General features: G+C 69.9%; 18 protein-coding genes. 13 read left to right on the forward strand and 5 right to left on the reverse strand.

Going from position 1 to position 21881, the window contains the following annotated elements; all coding sequences use genetic code 11:
- Positions 1–154 precede the first annotated feature (154 nt).
- Positions 155–1486 carry an MFS transporter gene (locus HUN07_RS03165; RefSeq protein WP_114721378.1) on the forward strand — a complete coding sequence of 444 codons (1332 nt, stop codon included), beginning with the start codon at positions 155–157 and terminating at the stop codon, positions 1484–1486.
- 97 nt (positions 1487–1583) lie between these two features.
- Here the strand turns inward: HUN07_RS03165 and HUN07_RS03170 are convergent, their stop codons facing one another.
- From HUN07_RS03170 to acs, 3 genes are all read right to left on the reverse strand, one after another.
- The gene (locus tag HUN07_RS03170; RefSeq protein ID WP_174907879.1) at positions 1584–1949 is read right to left on the reverse strand and encodes a Zn-ribbon domain-containing OB-fold protein; all 366 of its coding nucleotides are present in this window, start codon (positions 1947–1949) and stop codon (positions 1584–1586) included.
- A 129-nt stretch (positions 1950–2078) separates the two neighbouring features.
- The gene (locus tag HUN07_RS03175; RefSeq protein ID WP_174907881.1) at positions 2079–4409 is read right to left on the reverse strand and encodes an ATP-binding protein; all 2331 of its coding nucleotides are present in this window, start codon (positions 4407–4409) and stop codon (positions 2079–2081) included.
- 377 nt (positions 4410–4786) lie between these two features.
- Positions 4787–6715: an acetate--CoA ligase gene (acs, locus tag HUN07_RS03180; RefSeq protein WP_114721066.1), complete on the reverse strand. Its 1929-nt coding sequence runs from the start codon at positions 6713–6715 to the stop codon at positions 4787–4789.
- A 346-nt stretch (positions 6716–7061) separates the two neighbouring features.
- Here acs and HUN07_RS03185 point away from each other — a divergent pair, with 346 nt between their 5' ends.
- Genes HUN07_RS03185 through HUN07_RS03205 form a run of 5 tightly spaced genes read left to right on the forward strand, consistent with a single transcriptional unit; the run spans position 7062 to position 12901 of the window.
- Positions 7062–8681, forward strand: coding sequence for a peptide ABC transporter substrate-binding protein (locus HUN07_RS03185; RefSeq protein ID WP_174907883.1), 1620 nt, complete (start codon positions 7062–7064; stop codon positions 8679–8681).
- Positions 8682–8684: 3 nt separating this feature from the next.
- Positions 8685–9611 carry an ABC transporter permease gene (locus tag HUN07_RS03190; RefSeq protein WP_174907885.1) on the forward strand — a complete coding sequence of 309 codons (927 nt, stop codon included), beginning with the start codon at positions 8685–8687 and terminating at the stop codon, positions 9609–9611.
- Complete coding sequence (locus HUN07_RS03195) at positions 9604–10473, forward strand: ABC transporter permease (RefSeq protein ID WP_397484594.1); 870 nt, start codon at positions 9604–9606, stop codon at positions 10471–10473. The genes HUN07_RS03190 and HUN07_RS03195 overlap by 8 nt, the downstream gene beginning before the upstream one ends.
- Positions 10470–12128, forward strand: a complete 1659-nt coding sequence (locus HUN07_RS03200) for a dipeptide ABC transporter ATP-binding protein (RefSeq protein ID WP_174907887.1) — start codon at positions 10470–10472, stop codon at positions 12126–12128. The genes HUN07_RS03195 and HUN07_RS03200 overlap by 4 nt, the downstream gene beginning before the upstream one ends.
- 23 nt (positions 12129–12151) lie before the next feature.
- The gene (locus HUN07_RS03205) at positions 12152–12901 is read left to right on the forward strand and encodes an oxidoreductase (protein ID WP_174914390.1); all 750 of its coding nucleotides are present in this window, start codon (positions 12152–12154) and stop codon (positions 12899–12901) included.
- Between the two features lie 404 nt (positions 12902–13305).
- On the opposite strand, the gene HUN07_RS03210 is transcribed toward HUN07_RS03205, so the two are convergent.
- On the reverse strand, positions 13306–14124 hold the full coding sequence (locus HUN07_RS03210; RefSeq protein ID WP_114721374.1) for an HAD-IB family hydrolase: 819 nt from the start codon (positions 14122–14124) through the stop codon (positions 13306–13308).
- 556 nt (positions 14125–14680) lie between these two features.
- On the opposite strand from HUN07_RS03210, the gene ssd reads away from it, so the two are divergent.
- From ssd to HUN07_RS03245, 7 genes are read left to right on the forward strand one after another with little or no spacing between them, the layout of a single operon-like run.
- A complete protein-coding gene (ssd, locus tag HUN07_RS03215; RefSeq protein ID WP_174907889.1) occupies positions 14681–15838 on the forward strand; it encodes a septum site-determining protein Ssd in 1158 nt (385 codons plus the stop codon).
- Entirely contained in the window at positions 15835–17022 is a 1188-nt protein-coding gene (locus HUN07_RS03220; RefSeq protein WP_174907891.1) for a TadA family conjugal transfer-associated ATPase, read from the forward strand. The genes ssd and HUN07_RS03220 overlap by 4 nt, the downstream gene beginning before the upstream one ends.
- Positions 17019–17825, forward strand: coding sequence for a type II secretion system F family protein (locus HUN07_RS03225; RefSeq protein ID WP_174907893.1), 807 nt, complete (start codon positions 17019–17021; stop codon positions 17823–17825). Before HUN07_RS03220 ends, HUN07_RS03225 begins: the two co-directional genes overlap by 4 nt.
- Positions 17822–18436 (forward strand): type II secretion system F family protein, encoded by a 615-nt coding sequence (locus tag HUN07_RS03230; protein WP_441346814.1) that lies wholly within the window; start codon positions 17822–17824, stop codon positions 18434–18436. Before HUN07_RS03225 ends, HUN07_RS03230 begins: the two co-directional genes overlap by 4 nt.
- Positions 18437–18496: 60 nt before the next feature.
- Positions 18497–18700, forward strand: a complete 204-nt coding sequence (locus HUN07_RS03235; RefSeq protein WP_114721041.1) for a DUF4244 domain-containing protein — start codon at positions 18497–18499, stop codon at positions 18698–18700.
- Positions 18697–19053 carry a TadE family type IV pilus minor pilin gene (locus tag HUN07_RS03240; protein WP_174907897.1) on the forward strand — a complete coding sequence of 119 codons (357 nt, stop codon included), beginning with the start codon at positions 18697–18699 and terminating at the stop codon, positions 19051–19053. The genes HUN07_RS03235 and HUN07_RS03240 overlap by 4 nt, the downstream gene beginning before the upstream one ends.
- Positions 19050–19406, forward strand: coding sequence for an Rv3654c family TadE-like protein (locus HUN07_RS03245; RefSeq protein WP_174907899.1), 357 nt, complete (start codon positions 19050–19052; stop codon positions 19404–19406). The genes HUN07_RS03240 and HUN07_RS03245 overlap by 4 nt, the downstream gene beginning before the upstream one ends.
- A gap of 5 nt (positions 19407–19411) precedes the next feature.
- Here HUN07_RS03245 and HUN07_RS03250 read toward each other — a convergent pair whose 3' ends face one another.
- Positions 19412–21778 (reverse strand): DEAD/DEAH box helicase, encoded by a 2367-nt coding sequence (locus HUN07_RS03250; protein ID WP_114721036.1) that lies wholly within the window; start codon positions 21776–21778, stop codon positions 19412–19414.
- Between the last annotated feature and the right edge of the window lie 103 nt (positions 21779–21881).

The following is a 21881-nucleotide window of genomic DNA, read 5'->3' on the forward strand; positions in this document are numbered from 1 at the left end:
TTTCCATTCAGTGGAACTTTGGGAACCAGCTCACGGGCGGGGGAGCCATCGAGATGTTTGTGCAGGAGATTGTCACGTGAGCAAGGATGTCGAGTCCGCCGAGCGCGGACAGGACGAGTTATCGACGGCCGGCGCCCCGGCGGACGCGTCGACGGTGGGCGGCGTCCCGCGCAGCCGCATCGTCGTCGCGAGCATGGTCGGAACCTCGATCGAGTTCTACGACTTCTACATCTATGCGACGGCCGCGGTATCGGTCTTCCCGCACCTGTTCTTCCCCAAGGGCAACGACACCACCGCGCTGCTGGCGTCGTTCGCGACGTTCGGTCTGGCGTTCGTCGCCCGGCCGCTCGGTTCCATCCTGTTCGGTCACTTCGGTGACCGCATCGGTCGCAAGGCCACGCTCGTCGGATCGCTGCTCACGATGGGCATCGCGACGTTCCTGATCGGCCTGCTGCCCACCTATCACGCGGTGGGGCTTTGGGCGCCGGCGCTGCTGGCCCTGATGCGTTTCTGCCAGGGTCTCGGCCTCGGCGGTGAGTGGTCCGGCGCGGCACTGCTGGCGACGGAGACCGCGAAGAGCGGCAAGCGGGCGTGGGCCGCGATGTGGCCGCAGTTGGGCGCACCGATCGGGTTCTTCTTCGCCAACGGCCTGTTCCTGCTGATCACGCTCACTCTCGGCTACACCAGCAGCTCCGATCCCGACCTCGACAGCGCATTCCTGTCGTGGGGCTGGCGAATTCCGTTCCTGTTGAGCGCGCTGATGGTGATGATCGGTCTGTACGTGCGCCTCAAGCTCGAGGAGACGCCGGTGTTCGCCCGGGCCGTCGCCAACGGCGAGAAGGTCAAGACCCCGCTCAAGGAGGTCTTCAAGACCAGCTGGCGTCAGCTGATCATCGGCACGTTCGTGATGCTCGCGACGTACACGCTCTTCTACATCATGACCACGTGGGTGCTCAGCTACGGGACCGGCAAGACCGCCGCTGACGGCGGGTACGGTGCCGGATTCCAGTACCGCGACTTCCTGGTTCTGCAGTTGGTGGCGGTGCTGTTCTTCGCGGCCACCATCCCGCTCGCCGGTTGGCTCGCCGACCGCTACGGGCGCCGCATCACGCTGCTGGTCATCACCGCCGCCATGATGGTCTTCGGTCTGACGTTCGGTCTCCTCCTCGGGACCGAGGGCATGACCGATGCCCGGATGCTGGTCTTCCTGATCATCGGCATGGTGTTGATGGGCCTGACGTTCGGCCCGATGAGTGCGGTGCTGCCGGAGTTGTTCCCGACCAATGTCCGGTACACGGGCTCCGGCATCGCGTACAACACCGCGAGCATCCTGGGCGCCGCGGTGGCCCCGTTCATCGCGACCTGGCTGGCCACGAGCTACGGCGTCGGCTGGGTGGGTATCTACCTGCTGATCGCGTCGGCGCTCACGTTCGTCGCGCTGCTGGTGATGCGCGAGACCAAGGACGAGTCGCTCGACGAGATCTGATCCCGGCCGGGATACGAAGGAGGGTGTGACCGTCGCGGTCACACCCTCCTTCGTTCTTTGTCGAGGTTCCTGCCTCTGCCGGCTCGGCCGAGGCAGATCAGCACGTCTGCTGGACGAACAGCGGGTAGGGCTCGCCGGACATCATGCGGGAGTAGCGGACGCGGGGACGCTCGGCGCCCTCCATCGGAGCACCCTCGATCCAGGCGTAGGTCCACGGTCCTTCGTCGAGTGCGACGATCGCGATCGTGTACGGGATGACATCGGTGTACGTCCGGCTGGGGGAGACCTCGAGGACGGTCCAGGCGACGATCGACCCGGTGCCCTCCGACGGCGTCCGGCTGATCTCGGTGCCGCGGCACGACGAGCACGTCGACGCCTCCGGGGCCAGGAGTGAGCCGCAGTCGTCGCAGCGGCCGATCGTGAAACGGTCCACGGTGGTGGTGCGGGGAGGTTGGTTCTGCATCGGGATACCTCGACTTCGTGAAGCTTGGGATGTCCGACTCCCACAGTTCCAACTGCGACGCAAGAGCACGACGGTAGAACTGCCGGGGGGCATACCTATTTCCCGATCGGGTAGGTGCCCGGCCCCGTGTCACACGGCGTCGTCTTCGACCTGTTTCCCCTGTTCGACGACCCAGGCGGCGATCTGGGTGCGCGAATTGAACCCGAGCTTCGCGAGCACGTGCTCGACGTGGCCGTGGACGGTGCGCTGCGAGATCACCAACTGCTCGGCGATGGCCCTGTTGGTCAGGCCCTGCGCCACCAGTTCGGCAACCTCCTGTTCGCGTGGCGTCAGATCGGTGGCGGCGCGCTCGGCGGAGCCCTGACGGGGGAGCTCTCCCTCGGCCGCGAATACGACGATCTCGTCCCGCGTGAACCCTGATCCCTGGCGGACGGCCGCGTCGAATGCGCGGTCACCGAGAGCGCGCTGACACAGGCCACGGGCCTCCTCGCGGTTGTACTGCAGCGCCGGGATGACGACACCCGGGTTTCCGGCCGCGGACCACAGGGTGTCGGCGGCACCGAGCAGGGTCGCGCCCCGCGGGAAGTCGTGCGTCGCCGTGGCCGTCCAGGCGAGCGCTTCCACACAGACCGCGGTCCCCAGCAGGTCGTCGACATCGCCACTCAACTTCACCGCCTGCTCGAACAGGGGACGCGCCTCCTCCGGAGCGTCGTGCCACAGCGCGAGTCCCTGCATGCTCAGGGCGTACGAGCGATAGATCGATTCTCCGTGGGCGCTGGTGATGTCGAGGACCTCGGCGGTGTACTGGGTGGTCTCCTCGCGCTCGCGGAGTACCGCGGTCGCCGTTGCCAGGCCGAGCACGGTGGTGACGTGCCGGAGCCGATTCCGGCCGGCGCGGACGGTGTCGAGGATGCTGCGGAGCAACCGGATCGCTTCGGACGGGTCGCCGGCGTAGATCTGCAGGTGTCCGGCAGCATCGATGACGTCGACGTCGGTCTCGCGATCCCCGATCCGGGCGGCGACGTCGGATGCCTCGGCGACCAGGGCTTCCCCCGCTGCGACGTCGCCCTGGTTCGCGGCGAGGAGCGCTGCCGCGGCCAACGCCTTCACCCGTTCGGGCGTCGGATCGCCGCCCTGCGCCGCCAGCGCCCGGCCGAGCCAGAGACGGCCCTCGTTGAGGAGGCCACGGGAGATCCAGAACATATAGAGCACGTTCGCGATGCGGAGGCCGTTCTCGGCCTCGCCGGGCTTGGTCATGCAGTACTCGAGCGCATCGCGCAGGTTGGACCGTTCGCGCTCGAGTCGCGCGACCCACGCGGGCTGGTTCGGGCCGATCCACTCGTCCTCGCACTGTCGCGTCAACGTCTGGTACCAGTCCCGGTGCCGGCGGCGCAGAGCGTCGTGCTCGCCGGCCGCGTGCAGGCGCTCGAGGCCGTAGTCGCGCAGCGTCTCGAGCAACCGGTATCGCACGACGCCGTCGTATTCCTCGCGGATCAGGATGGACTTGTCGATGAGGGAGGCGACGATGTCGAGTAGATCGTGCGCGGCGAGGTCGCCAGCCGCGATCGCCTCGGCCGCATCGAGTTCGAATCCGCGCGGGAAGATCGACAGCCGCCGCCACAGCTCCTGCTCGGTCGGGGCGCACAGGTCGTGGCTCCAGTCGATGCTCATGCGCAGGGTCTGCTGACGGTCGGGCGCGGCTCGGCCGCCCCCGGTGAGCAGGCGGAACCGATCGGTCAGCCGCTCGAGGACCTGGTTGACCGACATGGCCCGCAGCCGGGCCGCCGCGAGTTCGATGGGCAGGGGAAGTCCGTCGAGCTCGGCGCAGATCGCGAGGATCGTGTCGCGGTTGTCCTCGGTGAGTTCGAATCCGGGAACCGCGGCGCCGGCCCGCTCCACGAACAGGTTCACCGCCTCGTACTCTGCCAACGCCCGCGTCGGCGTCGATCCGTCCGGGACGGGGAAGCTCATCGGGGGGACGCGGAACACGGTTTCCCCGCCGATCGCGAGCGGCTCCCGGCTCGTCGCCAGGATGCGTAGTTCGGGACACGCCCGCAGCAGGGCCTCGGCGAGTTTCGCGACGGCATCGATCAGGTGCTCGCAGTTGTCGAGGACGAGCAGCATCTTCCGGGAGGCCAGGTAATCGGTGAGGATCTGCGTGGTGGGGACCGCCGACTGCTCCCGCAGGCCGAGCGCCGCCGCCACTGCCTCGGCTGCCAGCTGCGGGTCGCGCCGCTCACCGAATTCGACCAGCCACACACCGTCGTCGAAGGCGCGCCTGGAGTCGGCGGCGACCCGGAGCGCGAGTCGTGTCTTGCCCACTCCGCCGATGCCCGTGAGCGTCACGAGACGGGAGGCAGAGAGGAGTCGTCTCGCCTCGGTCACCTCGTGGCGACGTCCGACGAAACTGGTCAGATCGAGGGGCAGGTTTCCGATCCTGCCCCGCATCGCGGGCGCCATCGTGACCCTCGTCTCCGGGACCCTGCGTTCCCGGTTCCCTGCCGGTCACGCTACGCCTGTGCGCTGCACCGGTGCTGTGACCTGGTGATCTGTCGTACTGGTGAGGTTTGGCTGCGTGGCCGGCGTCGATCCGCCCGCCGCGATGGGAGACGTCGTCGATCTCTGCAGCGCAGCGGAACCGATCGTCACGAAGATGGCGGCGAGTAGTGCGCCCGCGATCAGGTCGGTGAGCCAGTGGATCCCCAGTCGGAGACCTGACCGCCACCAGGGTCGACGTCATCCGGGGCGGCCCCCGAACTCGACTCGATCTGACATCCTCGAGCGGCGTCCACTCCGGTCCGGTCGGGACCGGAGAGGACGCCCGGCAGGACGCCGGACTACTGGCCGCGGATCGCGTCGAACACCTTGGGGTCGACGAGGGTGGAGGTGTCGCCGAGGTCGCGTCCTTCTGCGATGTCGCGCAGGAGGCGGCGCATGATCTTGCCGGAGCGGGTCTTGGGCAGTTCGGGCACGACGGTGATCTGCCGCGGCTTGGCGATGGGGCTGATCTCGGTGGAGACCTGCGCGCGTAGTTCCGAAATGAGTTGTTCGCCAGTATTTTCCATGCCTTCGCGGAGGATGACGTACGCGACGATGCCCTGGCCGGTGGTCTCGTCGGCGGCGCCGACGACGGCGGCCTCGGCGATGGCGTGGTGTCCGACGAGTGCGGATTCGACCTCGGAGGTGGAGATGCGGTGGCCGGAGACGTTCATGACGTCGTCGACGCGGCCGAGCACCCACAGGGCGCCGTCCTCGTCGTACTTGGCGCCGTCGCCGGCGAAGTACCAGCCTTCCTCGGCGTAGCGGGACCAGTAGGTGTCGCGGTAGCGGTCCATGTCGCCCCAGATGCCGCGCAGCATCGACGGCCACGGCTCGTCGAGGACCAGGTAGCCGCTGCCGCCGGCGCCGAGTTCACGGGCTTCGTCGTCGACGATCTTCGCGGAGATACCGGGCAGCGGGGCCATCGCGGAACCGGGCTTGGTGGCGGTGATGCCGGGCAGCGGCGAGATCATGATCGCGCCGGTCTCGGTCTGCCACCACGTGTCGACGATCGGCGCGGTGCCGCCGCCGATGACGTCGCGGAACCAGCGCCATGCCTCCGGGTTGATGGGCTCGCCCACCGAACCGAGCAGCCGGATCGACGACAGGTCGTGCGCGTCGGGGATCTCGCGGCCCCACTTCATGAACGTGCGCACCAGCGTCGGCGCGGTGTAGTAGATGGAGACGCCGTACTTCTCGATGATCTGGAAGTGGCGGTGCTCGTCGGGGGAGTTGGGGGTGCCCTCGTAGACCACCTGCGTGACGCCGTTGCTCAGCGGCCCGTAGACGATGTAGCTGTGTCCGGTGACCCAGCCGATGTCGGCGGTGCACCAGTAGACGTCCTCACCGGCCTTGTGGTCGAACACGTTGTGGTGCGTGTACGACGCCTGCGTCAGGTAGCCGCCGGAGGTGTGGATGATGCCCTTGGGCTTACCCGTGGTGCCGGACGTGTAGAGGATGAACAGTGGGTGCTCGGCGTCGAAGGCCTGCGCCTCGTGCTTGTCGGACGCCTTCTCGACGGTGTCGTGCCACCACAGATCCCGGCCGTCGGTGATGTCGACGTCGGCACCGGTTCGCTTGACCACCAACACGTTCTGCACGGACTCGGCGCCCGCGACGGCCTCGTCGACGGCCGGCTTGAGCGGGGCGGCCTGGCCGCGACGCCACTGTCCGTCCACGGTGACGACGAGCTTGGCAGCGGCGTCGTCGATGCGTGAACGCAGCGCGGTTGCCGAGAATCCGGCGAACACCACCGAGTGGGTCAGGCCCAGGCGGGCGCACGCGAGCATCGTCACGATCGCCTCGGGGATCATCGGCATGTAGATCGCAACCCGGTCACCCGCGACGAGACCCAGCTCGGTGAAAGCGTTTGCTGCGCGGCTGACTTCGGCGAGCAGGTCGTTGTAGGTGATGTCGCGGCTGTCGCCGGGCTCACCCTCGAAGTGGATCGCGACGCGGTCGCCGTTGCCGGCGAGGACGTGCCGATCGACACAGTTGTAGGCGACGTTCAGCTCGCCGCCGACGAACCACTTGGCGACGGGGGCGTCGGACCAGTCCAGGACCTCGGTCCACGGCGTCGCCCAGTCCAGCCGGCGTGCCTGGGTGTCCCAGAAGGCGAGCCGATCCCGATCGGCCGCGGCCTGCAGTTCGGGGCCGGCATTCGCGGCGGCCGTGAACTCTGCGCTGGGCGGGTAGACCTCGTGGGCGTCGGTAGCACTGCTCGTCATCTCGGCTTGCCTTCTTTCGGTCGAGTCCTCGGGCGGAGCCTCGGGAAATGTCACTGCGACGGTTCTCGCACGTGTGAGGGTAGTCACACGTGACCGGCGTCGCAGGGTCGCCTCCCGCGGAGCGGTCGCTGCCTGCGACTACCGGTCGATTCTCTGCGACGGATGGTTCGCGCGCACGGTTTGCACCCGGACATCTCGCCGCGGATTCGGCGACGCGGCTCGGTACGACGTTGCGATCGGGCTTCGAAACGGTGCCGATCCGACCGGGGGCCACCGGACCCCGGCGGCCGCGATCGAAGGCTGTCTATCGTCGCAACCACCAACCGAGCACTTCGGGAGGTGGGCAGTGGCTGTTCGACGACGGATCGCACGCGCCGCGGTGTCGGCGCTGGTGGTGGCACTGGCCGCGTCGCTGCTCGCGGCGTGCACCGGCGGGGTGGGTTCGGGCACGGGCATCGTCTACGCGTGGAGCGGCGAACCGCAGAACCCGCTGATCCCGACGGACACGAGTGAGAACACCGGTGGTCGGGTCCTCGACGCGCTGTTCGCGGGCCTGGTCTCGTACACCGCCGACGGCGGGGTCGAGAACGAGGTGGCGCAGTCGATCGAGACGGCGGACGGGCAGAACTACACCGTGACGATCGAGGACGGGTGGACGTTCACCGACGGCACCGCCGTCACGGCGCGGTCGTTCGTCGACGCGTGGAACTATGGCGCCCTGTCCACCAACGCACAGTTGCAGTCGTCGTTCTTCGACCCGATCCAGGGCTACGACGACGTCGCGGTCGCGAATCCCACGGCGATGACGATGTCCGGGCTTCGGGTGGTCGACGACCGCACGTTGACGATCACGCTGAAGCAGCCGGAGGCGGCGTTCCCGATGCGGCTCGGGTTCGCGGCGTACTACCCCCTGCCGCGGGCCGCGTACGCCGACATGGCCGCGTTCGGGCAACATCCGATCGGAAACGGCCCGTATCGGCTCGCCAACGACGATGCGTGGCAACACAATGTGCGCATCGATCTGCTGTCCAACCCGGACTATCGCGGCAATCGTTCCGCCCGCAACGAGGGCGTGAGCTTCGTGCTCTACAGCAATCTCGACACCGCGTACACCGATCTGTTGTCGAACAACCTGGACGTCCTGGACGGGGTGCCGTCGAGTGCACTCGACACGTTCCAGGACGATCTGCCGGGGCGCACCGTCAACCAGCCGTCCGCGACGATCGAGACCTTCACGATCCCGGAACGCCTGCCGCGCTTCAGCGGCGAGGAGGGCAGGCTGCGCCGGCAGGCCATCTCGCAGGCGATCGACCGACAACAGATCACCGACCGGCTGTTCGCTGGCACCCGGACACCGGCACGGGACTTCACCAGCCCCGCCGTGCCCGGCTGGACCCCCGACCTGGTGGGAGTCGGCAACCTCGACTTCGCGCCCGACCGCGCCCGACAACTGTGGGCGCAGGCCGACGCGATCGCACCGTGGAGTGGGACGTTCGCGATCGCCTACAACTCCGACGGCGGACACCAGGACTGGGTGGACGCCGTCTGCAACAGCATTCGCAACACCCTCGGCATCGACGCCCGGGGTGCGCCGTATCCGACGTTCGCGCAGTTGCGGACCGAGGCCACCGAGCACACGATCCGGACGGCGTTCCGGTCCGGTTGGCAGGCCGACTACCCGCAGCAGTACGGGTTCCTGGCGCAGAACTATCAGACGGGAGGCAGTTCCAACGACGGCGAGTACTCCGACCCGGAGTTCGACGCCCTGCTGCGCGCGTCGGCGGGCGCGACCGATCCGGTCGAGGCGCAGCAGTTGATCGACCGCGCCCAGGAGATCCTGCTGCGGGACCTGCCTGCCGTGCCCAACTGGAACCGCAACGCGTCCGGCGGGTGGTCCGAGTACGTGACCAACGTCCGGATCGGATGGGACGGTGTGCCGCTCTACTACCTGGTCGAGAAGAAGTGACCGATGCTGCGATACACCGGCCGCCGTGTCCTGCAGATGATCCCGGTGTTCCTCGGGGCCACGTTCCTCATCTATGCGCTGGTGTTCCTGCTGCCCGGGGATCCGGTCGCCGCGCTGGCGGGTGACCGGGCGCTCACGCCGGCGGTCACCGAGCAGCTGCGCGCGCGGTACCATCTGGACCAGCCGTTCCTGGTGCAGTACCTGGAATACCTGAAGGGCATCCTCACCCTGGACTTCGGGACGTCGTACTCCGGGCGTCCGGTCAGTGAAGTTCTGGCACAGGCATTTCCGATCACCCTGAAGCTTGCGGTGATGGCGGTGGCGATCGAGACGGTGCTCGGCGTGGGGGCCGGACTGCTCGCGGGCCTGCGGCAGGGTGGCCTGTTCGACAGCACGGTGCTGATCCTGAGTCTGGTACTCATCGCGGTCCCCGTGTTCGTGATCGGGTTCCTCGCCCAGTTCTTCATCGGAATCCGTTGGGGCCTGGCCCCGCCCACGGTGGGCGCCGACACCAGCGTCGCGCGACTGTTGCTGCCCGCGTGTGTGCTCGCGTCGGTGTCGTTCGCGTACGTCCTGCGGCTCACGCGCACATCGGTCGCCGTCACCCTCACGGCCGACTACGTGCGGACCGTGACCGCGAAGGGGCTGTCCCGGCCGCGGGTCGTGTGGGTCCATGTGCTGCGCAACTCGCTGATCCCGGTGGTCACATTCCTCGGCGTGGACCTCGCGGCGCTGGTCGGCGGTGCCGTCGTCACGGAGGGCATCTTCAACATCAACGGCGTCGGCGGGACGATCTACCAGGCCGTCATCCGCGGTGAGGCGCCGACGGTCGTGTCGTTCGTGAGCGTGCTGGTGGTCGTGTACCTGGTGGCGAACCTGCTCGTCGATCTGTTGTACGCGGTGCTGGATCCCAGGATTCGCTATGTCTGATCCGTCCGGGGGCGGCGGCATGTGGGCATCGGCCTGGCAGCGACTGCGGCGGCGGCCGATGTTCTTCGTCGCGTGCCTGATCCTGTTCGTCGTGGCGGCGGTGGCGCTGTTCCCGTCGGTGTTCACGGACGTCGATCCGCACTACTGCACGATCGCGGACAGCCTCGCACCGCCGCGCGCCGGGCACTGGTTCGGGTTCGATCGTCAGGGTTGTGACGTGTACGCGCGGACGGTGTACGGCGCGCGGCCGTCGGTGACGGTGGGCGTGTGCGTCACGGTCGCGGTGACGGTGACCGGTGTGCTGTTCGGTGCGTTGGCCGGCTACTACGGCGGCTGGGCCGATTCGCTGCTGTCGCGCGTCGCCGACATCTTCTTCGGGATCCCGCTGATCCTCGCGGCGATCGTGCTGATGCAGTTGTTCGCCGACCGCACCATCTGGACGGTGGTTGCGGTGCTGGCGCTCTTCGGGTGGCCGCAGATGGCGAGAATTGCTCGTGGAGCGGTCATTTCGGCGAAATCGCACGACTACGTCCTCGCGGCGCGGGCGGTGGGAATGACTCGTCCGGGGATCCTGCTGCGCCACGTGCTGCCCAACGCGCTCGCCCCGATCATCGTCGTGGCCACGATGTCGCTGGGCACGTTCATCGTTGCGGAGGCGACGCTGTCGTTCCTCGGGATCGGGTTGCCGCCCAGCACCGTGTCGTGGGGCGGCGACATCAGTACCGCGCAGGTGACGCTGCGGCGGGGCTCGCCCATCCTGTTCTATCCGGCCGGAGCCCTGGCCGTCACCGTGCTGGGGTTCGTGCTGCTGGGGGACGCGCTGCGGGACGCCCTGGACCCGACCACGGCGAGGCGACGATGACCGATCCGGTGCTCGCGGTCGAGGGCCTCGCGGTGACCTTCGGGTCGGGTGCGGGCGCGGTGCACGCGGTGCGTGGCGTCGACCTGACGGTGCATCCGGGCCAGACGGTGGCTGTCGTCGGCGAATCCGGTTCCGGCAAGTCCACGCTCGCGCATTCGATCATCGATCTGCTGCCCGGCTCGGGGCGGGTGACCGGGGGCCGGATCCTGTTCGACGGCGTGGATCTGGCCCGGGCGTCGAAGCGCGAGTTCGTGCGCGTGCGCGGGAACGGGATCGGATTCGTGCCGCAGGACCCGGCCACCAACCTCGATCCGGTGTGGACCATCGGATTCCAGGTACGGGAGACGCTGGCCGCCAACGGGATTGCAAAGGGGCGAAGCGGGCGCCGGCGGGCGGCCGAACTGCTCGGGGAGGCGGGCCTCGACGACGCCGAGGCGCGGGAGGGGCAGTATCCGCACGAGTTCTCGGGCGGTATGCGTCAGCGGGTGTTGATCGCGATCGGCCTCGCGGCGCGTCCGCGCGTGCTGATCGCCGACGAGCCGACCTCGGCGTTGGACGTGACGGTGCAGCAGCGCGTCCTCGACCACCTCGCGGAGTTGACGGGCGAACTCGGCACGGCGGTGCTGCTCATCACGCACGACCTGGGCGTCGCCGCCGAGCGTGCCGAGCACGTGGTGGTGATGCGCGCGGGGTCGGTCGTCGAATCCGGTCCGGCCGAACGGATTCTGCAGGACCCGGAGCATCCGTACACGCGCCGGCTCGTGGCCGCGGCGCCGTCGTTGTCGGCGGGGTCGGTGCGGCCTCGTCCGCCGGCGCTGAGTGCCGCACCGCTGCTCGTCGTCGCCGGCCTCCGCAAGGTGTTCCGGCATCGCGGCGCGCGACGCGGCCGTCACATGGACGGCGGCGTCGTCACCGCCGTCGACGACGTCTCGTTCGCCGTCGAGCGGGGCACCACGACCGCGATCGTCGGCGAGTCCGGATCCGGTAAGTCGACGGTCGCGCGCATGGTCCTCGGACTCCTGACACCCGACGCCGGTTCGGTCGTGTTCGACGGCACGGACATCGCGGCACCGGAGCACCGGGAGAAGGGCTTCCGACGCCGGGTCCAGCCGGTGTTCCAGGATCCGTACGGCAGCCTGGATCCCACGTACTCGGTGTTTCGCATCGTCGAGGAGCCGTTGCGGGTGCACCGGATCGGTGGGCGCGGCGACCGAGTCGACCGAGTGCGTGAACTCCTGGATCGGGTCGCGTTGCCGGCGGAGATGATGCGACGCTTCCCCGCCGAGCTGTCCGGCGGTCAACGCCAGCGGGTCGCGATCGCGCGGGCGCTGGCGCTCGGGCCGGATCTGGTGGTGTGTGACGAGGCGGTGTCGGCGCTCGACGTCGTGGTCCAGGACCAGATCCTGCGGCTGCTCGACGAGCTGCAGCGCGAGCTGGGTCTGACGTACGTGTTCATCAGTCACGATCTGGCCGTCGTGCGCCGGATCGCCGACCGGGTGGTCGTGATGCACGAGGGTCGGGTGGTCGAGTCCGCGCCGACGGAGGAGGTGTTCGAGCGCCCCGGCCACGAGTACACCCGGCGGCTGCTCGACGCGATCCCCAGCGGCCGGCGGCCGCGACCGGACCGCGGAGGGGCGGGCGGGGCGGCGGGGTAGCGTCTGCAACCGTGAGTGATCCCGTGACTGATCCCCTGCAGCCGCTGTTGGACCTGCCCGGTGTGCGCGAGGCAGCGGACCGCGCGCGCGACGCGCTCGGCGAGGTGCATCGGCACAAGACGAACCGCCGAGGTTGGCCGCAGACCGCCACCGAGGCGTCCGTCCGCGCCGCCCGCGCGTCCGCGTCGATCGACGGCGGGTCGACCGAGCTGCCCCTCCCCGGGACCGTCGGCGATCCCGTGCTGTCCGGTGCGTTGCGCGTCGCGCAGGCCCTGGACAGGGATTCGCTGACGGTCATCCTCCCCACCTGGCAGCGCGCCCCGCTACAGGCCCTGGCCCGCCTGCACCTGCTCGCGGCCGCGGACCTCGTCGACGATCCGGAAGCGCTGGGACGCCCGCGCAGCGATCCGGGAGTGGGGGAGCGGCTGGACATGCTGGCCCAGCTGATCACCGGGGGCACCCGGGTTCCGGCGCCAGTGCTCGCAGCCGTCGTCCACGGCGAGTTGGCCGCACTCCGACCGTTCGGGGTCGCCGACGGCATCGTCGCCCGCGCTGCCTCTCGACTGGTGGCCACCTCAACCGGACTGGACCCGCACAATCTGGGTGTGCCGGAGGTGAGTTGGATGCGGCGGGCTCCGGCGTACCGGGACGGCATCACCGGATTCGCATCGGGCACGCCGGAGGGCGTGGGCAGCTGGGTGATCCTGTGCTGCGGCGCGCTCGAGGCCGGAGCGCGGGAGGCGATGTCGATCGCGGAGGCCGCCGCCGGCTGAGGTGTGATCGGGCGCGGGATCGTGCCCGCACATGCGAAGCGGGTGGTGTCACCGACGATGATCGGTGCCGCCACCCGCTAGCACGGACTGCCGGGTTACCAAGCGTGCAAATGTGGGTTGTGTGTCAACGGCCTCGGCGTGGGCTCGGGCGGTGCCGGGTCGTCCCCGCAACCAGTGCGGAGTCCTCACCGTCAGTCATCCGAGTCACGCAGGCCCACAACGCTTCTGCCCTTATAGTGGCTTGCTGCTTCGCGTGGGTGCCTGGTGTCCGTGCTGGGAAGTCCGTTTGGGGGATCGATCCTTCTCTTCCGGATCGGTCCTGGCCTGTGGCCTTCCGTAACTCCTTTGTACCCCGTGCTCCGACCCACTTCAAGTGGCAATTTTCCTTTGTGGCAGATGCGCGTTCATCGCTTCCGGCGTCGCATGCTGTAGGTGAACACGCCCGCGACGGCGGCGCTCGAGAGCACCGCCGCGGCCGCCGCTACGGTGGTGCGTGACGGCGACTGGAGCCGGGCGCGCAGCGAAACCGGATTGGAGAAAGACAATACGGGCCAAGCGCTTTCGGCGGCTGCTTTTCGCAGAGCCCTGTCCGGATTGACCGCGGTCGGGTGGCCGACGGCCTGCAGCATCGGTATGTCCGTCACCGAATCCGAGTACGCGTAGCACCGCGACAGGTCGTAGCCGTGCCGGTCGGCGAGCGCGTGCATCGCCTCGACCTTGCCGTCGCCGTAGCAGTAGAACTCGAGCTCGCCGGTGTACCGGCCGTCCTCGACCACCATGCGGGTCGCGGTGCTGTGCGTGGCGCCCAGGGCCTCGGCGATGGGCGCCACCACCTCCTCGCCCGACGCCGACACGATCACGATGTCGTGGCCGCGGAGCTTGTGGTCCGCGATGAGATCGGCCGCCTCGGCGTAGATCAACGGATCGACGATGTCGTGCAACGTCTCGGCGACGATGCCGCGGATCTGCTCGACGTCCCAGCCGGCCGTCATATTCGTCAGATGCGTACGCATCCGCTCCATCTGGTCGTGGTCGGCGCCGGAGAGGAGGAAGAGGAACTGCGCGTAGCTGCTCTGCAACACCGAGCGGCGGGTGATGAGCCCCTGCGCGAAGAACGGCTTGCTGAACGCCAGTGCGCTCGATTTGGCGATCACGGTCTTGTCCAGATCGAAGAACGCGGCCACGCGGCCGCGTTCGGTGAGTTCGCTCGGGGAGGCGTTCACCTGACCGAGGATAGGCGAGGGGCTGCGCGCCGCGATCGACGACACGGGATGTGGCGGGGCGGGCGGTGAGGTCTAATCGGACGTTCCGGGCGGGCCTGCGAATTGATGAACTTGCAAATAAACCTGGATCTGGGTGTATTATTGCTTCTACCTGGACGCGATCCAGGCGTGTTCAGCCCGACCCCCCGGGGCTGAACTCTGACGACCCCCGCCTCCTCCCCCCCTGGCGGGGGTCGTCCCCTAACTTCTCCTTTCCCGGTTCGAAATCGCGGTGATGACGCGCGCTCGCCGTCCGTCCGCGGTTCCGGATCCTGTGGTTCACCAAGGTTTCCGTCCGGCGTTATCCGGGGCATTTTCGCAGCGTTCCGTCGGGATTCCCGGGTTCCCGGCGTGCGGCCGCGGGCGGCAATCCGCTGCCGGGCGCGGTAATTCGGCCTCATCCGTGCCGATCGAAAAATTGTACGTCTGTACCAGAATTCATCCACAGCCCCCGATTCTGTGCACATTCCCCGAAACCTGCTTTTCTGTCGGGTCGGTGGTGCGCAGGCTTGCTGTCATGGACATCGATTCCCGCGCGCCGTCTGCCTCCGGGCGGCCCGGAGTGCTCGCGTTGGTGAGTGCTCGCGCCGTGGTGCAGACCCTGCGCTCGGTCGCGGCCGCCACCGATCAAACATTTGACTCGATGTCGGGGCTGCCCGGACGGCGAGCGTGGGAGCAGGCGGACCTGGTGGTGGTGGACACGACCGCGGCGCGGGAGTGCGCGGCGCGACTCCCGCGCCGCGACCGGGTGCTGCTCGTCTGCGACGGTCCACCCACGCTGCCCGACTGGCAGGCGGCCACGGCGGTCGGTGCCGAGAGTGTCCTCGGCGTCCCCGAAGACGAGGCCGCGCTCGTGACGGTGTTCGGCGATCGGGGTGCTGGACGGCAGGGCGACGGCACCGTCGTCGCGGTGATCGGCGGCTGCGGTGGCGCCGGCGCCTCGACGCTCGCGGCAGCCGTCGCGGTCGAATCGGTCGGGTCCCGGGCTCCCCGGCGGACACAGCGGCACGGGCCCGGAAGGAACACCGCATCGTCGACCTCGTCGACGATCCTGCTGGACGCGGACCCGATGGGCGGGGGAGTGGACCTGCTCCTGGGTCTCGAGAACGCGCCGGGGCCGCGGTGGTCGGGCCTGACCGTCGAGGGCGGGCAGGTCTCGGCCGAGGCCCTGCACGCGGCGCTGCCGTCGCCCCGTCCCGGCGTCGGTGTGCTCGCGTGCGACCGCGGCCGCGCCCACGTCGCTGGGCCCACGCCGGCCGCGGTGACGGCAGTTGCGGAAGCCGGCCGCCGGGCCGGCGAACTGGTGGTGTGCGACATCCCTCGGCAGGCGTCGGCGGCCAGTGACAGTCTGCTCGACATCGCCGACATCGTCGTGGTCGTGGTGCCGGCCACGGTGCGGGCGGGTCTGGCGGCCGAACGGGTCCTCGCACGGATCGCCGAGCGAAACCCCAATCAGGGCATCGTTGTTCGGGGTCCTGCTCCGGGCGGACTGCGCGGCGCCGACCTCTCCGAGACGCTCGGGGTGCCGTTGATCGCCGCGATGCGACCGGAGTCACACCTCGATGCGATGCTCGAACGGGGCGGACTCGACCTCGGCTCCCGGTCTCCGCTGGGCGCGGGGGCGCGCGCGGTACTCGACCTGCTCGGCGCCCGGCCGGGGCGGTGGTCCGCGTGAACGCGGTCAATACGCTCGAGTCCGCCGATCTGCTCGAGCGGGTGCGTGACCGCCTCGCGCTCACCGAGGGCGAGCTCACGCCGGCGACGGTGGCGGCGGCCATCCGCGCCGAATCGGGTGGGGTCCTCGGGGACACCGACCTGCTGGCCGCGCTGCGGATGTTGCAGACGGAACTCACCGGCGCGGGCCCGCTCGAGGCGCTGCTCGCGGTGCCCGGTGTCGCGGACGTCCTGGTGACGGCGCCCGACGAGGTGTGGATCGACCGCGGCACCGGACTCGAGCGGACCGCGGTGACCTTTCCCGACGAGGCCGCGGTCCGGCGGCTCGCGCAGCGGCTGGCACTGTCCGCGGGGCGCCGTCTGGACGACGCGCAGCCCTGGGTCGACGGCCGCCTTCCGTCGATCGGCCACGGCGACTTCGGGGTTCGCCTCCATGCCGTGCTCGCGCCGGTCGCGCAGGGCGGCACCTGCGTCTCGCTGCGGGTGCTTCGGCCCGCGACCCAAGGGCTCGACGAACTCACCGCAGGCGGTGCGGTGGACCCTGCGGCACGCGCGCTGCTCGACGCGATCGTGCGGGCGCGGCTCGCGTTCCTCGTCACCGGCGGAACCGGTGCCGGCAAGACCACCATGCTCGCGGCCATGCTCGGACAGGTCGGTGCCGCGGAGCGGATCGTGTGCGTCGAGGACGCCGCCGAACTCGCACCCGCGCACCCGCACGTGGTCCGCCTGGTCGCACGCGCACCGAACGTCGAGGGGGTCGGCGAGGTCACGGTGCGGGACCTGGTCCGGCAGTCCCTGCGTATGCGGCCCGATCGCATCGTCGTCGGTGAGGTCCGTGGTGCGGAAGTCGTCGACCTGCTCACCGCGCTCAACACCGGCCACGACGGCGGCGCCGGGACGGTGCACGCCAACTCTCCAGGGGAGGTCCCGGCGAGGCTCGAAGCTCTCGCGGCGCTCGGTGGGCTGGATCGGCAGGCCCTGCACAGTCAGCTGGCCGCAGCCGTCCAGGTGGTGATGCATGTCCGGCGGGATGCGTCGGGAGGCCGCAGGCTCGTGGAAATCGGGGTCCTGGAACGGGATTCGTCGGACGTCGTTCGCTTCGTCCCGGCGTGGACGTGGGAATCCGGCGCGGGACCGGGATCCCGGGCGTTGCGCGAGCTACTGGACGCCAGGTGTGCGCAGTGATCGCGGCAATACTGTGCCTGGCGGTGGCGATTCTGGCCGCCCCGAGCGGAAGCACGCGTCGGCGGCTGCGATCGATGTCGTCGGTCATGCCCAAGCCTTCGACTCCGTCGTGGATGTCGCGGCTGAGGCTCTCGCCGTTCGATCTCGCGCTCGCAGGGTGCATTCCGCTGGCCGTACTGGGCACGCCGACCGCCGCAGTCGCGGCGGCGGTCGGGGCGGCCACTGCGCGGGGACGCCGCCGCCGGCGCTCCGCATCGGCGCACCGGGAGCGGGAACGACGGAGCGTGCTGGCGGGCCTGGATGTCGTGATCGGTGAGCTGCGGGTCGGGGCGCATCCCGCTGCGGCGTGCGAATCTGCCGCGCAGGAATGCGACGGGGCGGCCGCGGAGGCGTTCCGGAGCGCGGCCGCGCGCGCCCGACTCGGTGGCTCCGCGGCGAGCGGCCTAGTGGCGAACGGGGGCGTCGTGGCCGATGACCTGCGGCGTATCGCGGATGCGTGGGCGGTCGCCGAGGCCCACGGTCTCGCGTTGGCCGAGCTTCTCCATGCCGCACGGACAGACCTGTTGGGACGCAGCCGATTCCGTACCCGTGCCGAAGCGGGATTGGCGGGGGCGCGGGCCACCGCGGCGGTCCTGGCCGGGCTGCCGGCCCTCGGAATCGGGCTCGGTCAACTCATGGGTGCGTCCCCGGTGCGGGTCCTCCTCGGTGGGGGCCTCGGCGGCGCGCTGCTCGTGACCGGCACCGTGCTGGTCGCGGTCGGGTTGCTGTGGACAGACCGCATCGTCGGCCGGGTGGTGAGCTGATGTGGCCGGCGTTGATCCTGGTGGCGGCGGCGGTCCTCGTCGTACCCGGATCGGGTCGGGCACGACGGCGGTTGTGGGCGTCCGGGGTGCCGAACATCGGAACATCGAACACCGGAACGGCGGACGTCCACATCCCGAACGCGGGCGCGACCGGTGGTCCGGCGGACCCGATGGCGGTCGCGGGCGCGTTCGACTTGTTGGCGGCATGCCTCAAGGCGGGGCTGCCGGTGTCGACGGCGGCCGCCGCCACCGCGCGGTCCGCACCGAGCCCGCTCGCGGATTCCTTGCGGCGTACGGCGGATCTGTTGGCGCTCGGTGCCGATCCGGCGACAGCGTGGGATGTCGTCGCGGCGGAACCCGCGACGGAGGCGCTCGCCCGGATGGCGCGGCGGTCGGCGCGATCGGGTGCCGCACTGTCGGCGGCGATCGGGGAACTGGCCGCGCAGCAGCGCGGCGATGCCGAGGACGCCGCGGTGGCCGCGGCAGAGCGGGCCGGCGTCCTCATCAGTGGTCCGTTGGGACTGTGCTTCCTGCCCGCGTTCATCTGCCTGGGAATCGTCCCGGTGGTGATCGGGTTGGCCGGTCAGGTGCTCCAGGGTGGGCTCCTGTGACCGGGGGAGGGGTGTCCGGCGCGGAAGGGCCGTGCCGGAATCGATCGAAAGGGAAGTCCAATGTGGGGGAAGAAGTTTCAGGAGATGCAGGCGCGACTCGTCCTCGCGGCGACTGCGGACGACGGCATGTCGACCGCGGAGTACGCGATCGGCACCATTGCCGCCGCTGCGTTCGGCGCCATTCTCTACACCGTCGTGACCGGAGACTCGATCGTCTCCGCGCTCACCGGCATCATCGACAAGGCGTTGGCCACGTCGGTGTGACGGCGCGGTCCGTCCTGCGGCGGGAGGACGGTGCGGTCACGGTGGAGGCGGCGATCGCGATCGCCTCCATCGTGACCGTGGTGGTGCTCTGTGTCGGGGCGATCGTCGCGGTCTCGGCGCAGGTGCGATGCATCGACGCGGCCCGGGAGGCGGCGAGGCTGGCCGCCCGCGACGACCGCGCCAACGCAGTGTCCGTGGCCGGCCGGGTCGCGCCATCCGGTGCGGAGATCACGCTCGACGACGACGGGGAGTTCGTCGTGGCCACCGTGCGGGCGCGCGCATCGCTGCTGCCGCTGGTCGAGTTGTCGGCCGAGGCGGTCGCGGTCCGCGAACCGAGGGTGACGGACGGGTGACGCGTCTTCGGGAGGACGAGTCCGGCGGTGCGACGGTGTTCGCGTGCTTCGCGCTGGCGGCGCTCGTCGCAGTCACGGCCGGACTCGTACACGTCGGCGGGGCGGTCGCCGCTCGTCATCGGGCGCAGGCGGCCGCGGATCTGGCGGCGCTCGCGGCGGCCTCCGCGCTGTCCGACGGCGACGAATCGCCCTGCGAGGCAGCCGTGTCGATCGCAGTCCGGATGGGCGCCACGGTGCCGAAGTGCACGGTGAGCGGCTGGGACGTGGTGGTCGGGGCGGAGGTGCGGGTGGGATCGGTGTCGTTCGTCGTCGGCCCCGCTCGCGCAATCGCGCGGGCCGGACCGGCCGAGTGAGCGCGTCAGGCCACCGTGCGGTCCGGGTCCACCGCCGCCAGCACCGCGGCGAGAACCCGGACCGCGCCGTCCTTGTCGAGCGGATGGTTGCCGTTGCCGCACTTGGGGGAGTGCACACACGAGGGGCAGCCGGCGGCGCACTCGCACGAGTCGATCGCGTCCCGGGTCGCGCTGAGCCAGCGGACCAGTTCGGCGTGGCCGCGGTCGGCGAACCCGGCCCCGCCGGGGTGGCCGTCGTAGACGAACACCGTCGGCAGGCCGGTGTCCGGGTGCAGCGCCGTCGAGACGCCGCCGATGTCGCCGCGGTCGCACGTTGCGACCAGTGGGAGCAGCCCGATCGCGGCGTGCTCGGCGGCGTGCAGCGCGCCGGGGACGCGATCGGCACCGATGCCCGACTCCTCCAGCAGTTCCGGTGTGATCGTGTACATCACGGCCCGGGTCTGCAGGGTCTGGGCGGGCATGTCGAGTTCCACCGAGTCCAGCACCTCGCCGGACGACAGCCGGCGCAGGTAGCCGACCACCTGGTGCGTCACCTCGACCTGCACCAGCGCGACGCCCACGTCGCCGTACGGCTTGTGTTCGGCGACGTCGCTGATCGCGATGTCTGTGATCTCGCGGGCAGATGTGGTCCAGTCCGGATCCTCGGAATGCACCAGGGCAATGCCCTCGTCGAGATCCAGATGGTCCACGACGAACGACTCACCCTGGTGGATATGGACGGCCCCCGGGTGCGCGGTCGCCGGGGCGCGGCCGGTGTCGACGGTGCCCAGCAGTCGCCCGGATTCGCCGTCTACGATGGCGACCTGGCCGCCGATGCCGCCGCGAATGTCGAGGTTGCTGTGCGGATCGGACTCGGCGGTGACGAACCAGCCGTGCGCCCGACGCCGGATCAGGCCCTGCGCGGCCAACTCGGTCAGCACTTCCGTCCCGCCGAAGTCGGTGACCTCGGCATCGGACAACGGCAGCTCCAGCGCCGCACACAACAACTGTGGGCCGAGGACGTACGGGTTGGTCGGGTCGGTCACGGTCGCCTCGACCGGACGATTCAGCAGCGCCGACGGGTGGTGCACCAGATAGGTGTCGAGTGGGTCGTCGCGCGCGACGAGCACCACGAGCGATCCCTCGCCGCGCCTGCCGGAACGCCCGGCCTGCTGCCAGAACGAGGCGACGGTGCCGGGGAAGCCGGCGACGACGACGGCGTCGAGTCCGGCGATGTCCACCCCGAGTTCGAGAGCGTTCGTCGTGGCGACGCCGAGTAGCCTGCCGTCGGCCAGCGCGGTCTCGAGCTCACGGCGGTCCTCGGCGAGGTATCCGGCGCGGTAGGCGGCCACGCGCCCGGCCAGGTCCGGGTCGATCTCGGTCAGCGCTCGACGGGTGCCCATTGCGGTGAGTTCCGCGCCGCGGCGCGACCGGACGAAGGTCAGCGTGCGGGCGCCTTCGACGAGCAGATCCGCCATGATGCGCGACGCCTCCGATCCCGCGGCCCGTCGGACCGGTGCGCCGTTCTCCCCGGTGACCGAGGTGAGCAGCGGCGGCTCCCACAGCGCGATGGTGCGGGGCCCGTGCGGTGAGCCGTCCTCGGTGACCTCGGCGCACGGGGCGCCGATGAGCCGAGACGCGGCCGCGCCGGGATCGGCGGTGGTCGCGCTGGCGAGGACGAACACCGGGTTCGCTCCGTAGCGTGCCGCAATGCGACGCAACCGACGCAGCACCAGGGCGACGTTGGATCCGAACACGCCGCGATAGGAGTGACACTCGTCGACCACGACGTACCGCAGATTGCGGAACAGGTGCGACCAGCGTTGGTGTGAACGCAGGATCCCGATGTGCAGCATGTCCGGGTTCGTGAAGATCCAGCGGGAGTTCGCCCGCGCCCACTGGCGGACCTCGGTCGGGGTATCGCCGTCGAAGCCGCTCGGGTGGATCGACCCGAGTTCGGGTTCGGACTCGGTGAGCGCGATCGCGGCGCGCAACTGATCGGCGCCGAGTGCCTTGGTCGGGGACAGATACAGCGCGGTCCCGCGGGAATCGCCCGCCAGGGCGGTGAGGACCGGGAGTTGATATGCCAGCGACTTACCGGACGCGGTACCCGTCGCGACGACGACGTGTTCGCCGGCCGCTGCGATCGAGGCCGCCTCGGCCTGATGGCTCCACGGTTGTGGAATACCGGCGGCCCGCAACGCGCGTACTGCGGCATCGGCAGCCCACTCGGGCCATTCGGCGAATCGGGAAACCCGCGGCGGAAGTTCGGCGGTGAACGTCAGAGGTTGTTCGCCCGCCGGTGTACCTGCCAGTACACGCTCGAGAAGTGTCCGCCCGAACGAGTTGTCGCCGTTTTCTCCCGTGTCGCGGGAGTGGGGCGAGGGGTTCACGGGGCCTCTTCCGGAATTGTCGTCGGTCGGCGTCCTGGGCGCGTTGCGCGCGCTGGACCTGCGGTTTTGATCCTATCCGCGGCCGGGGCTGGGTGTTCGGGAG

This window comes from Rhodococcus sp. W8901, assembly GCF_013348805.1.
Classification (GTDB): domain Bacteria; phylum Actinomycetota; class Actinomycetes; order Mycobacteriales; family Mycobacteriaceae; genus Prescottella.

What these genes read in the sequence shown, in the direction of transcription:
- ssd (WP_174907889.1), top strand. Translation starts at nt 14,681, where the DNA reads ATGGACATCGATTCCCGCGCGCCGTCTGCCTCCGGGCGGCCCGGAGTG.
- HUN07_RS03170 (WP_174907879.1), bottom strand. Translation starts at nt 1,949, where the DNA reads ATGCAGAACCAACCTCCCCGCACCACCACCGTGGACCGTTTCACGATC.
- HUN07_RS03190 (WP_174907885.1), top strand. Translation starts at nt 8,685, where the DNA reads ATGCTGCGATACACCGGCCGCCGTGTCCTGCAGATGATCCCGGTGTTC.
- HUN07_RS03175 (WP_174907881.1), bottom strand. Translation starts at nt 4,409, where the DNA reads ATGGCGCCCGCGATGCGGGGCAGGATCGGAAACCTGCCCCTCGATCTG.
- HUN07_RS03200 (WP_174907887.1), top strand. Translation starts at nt 10,470, where the DNA reads ATGACCGATCCGGTGCTCGCGGTCGAGGGCCTCGCGGTGACCTTCGGG.
- acs (WP_114721066.1), bottom strand. Translation starts at nt 6,715, where the DNA reads ATGACGAGCAGTGCTACCGACGCCCACGAGGTCTACCCGCCCAGCGCA.
- HUN07_RS03195 (WP_397484594.1), top strand. Translation starts at nt 9,604, where the DNA reads ATGTCTGATCCGTCCGGGGGCGGCGGCATGTGGGCATCGGCCTGGCAG.
- HUN07_RS03235 (WP_114721041.1), top strand. Translation starts at nt 18,497, where the DNA reads ATGTGGGGGAAGAAGTTTCAGGAGATGCAGGCGCGACTCGTCCTCGCG.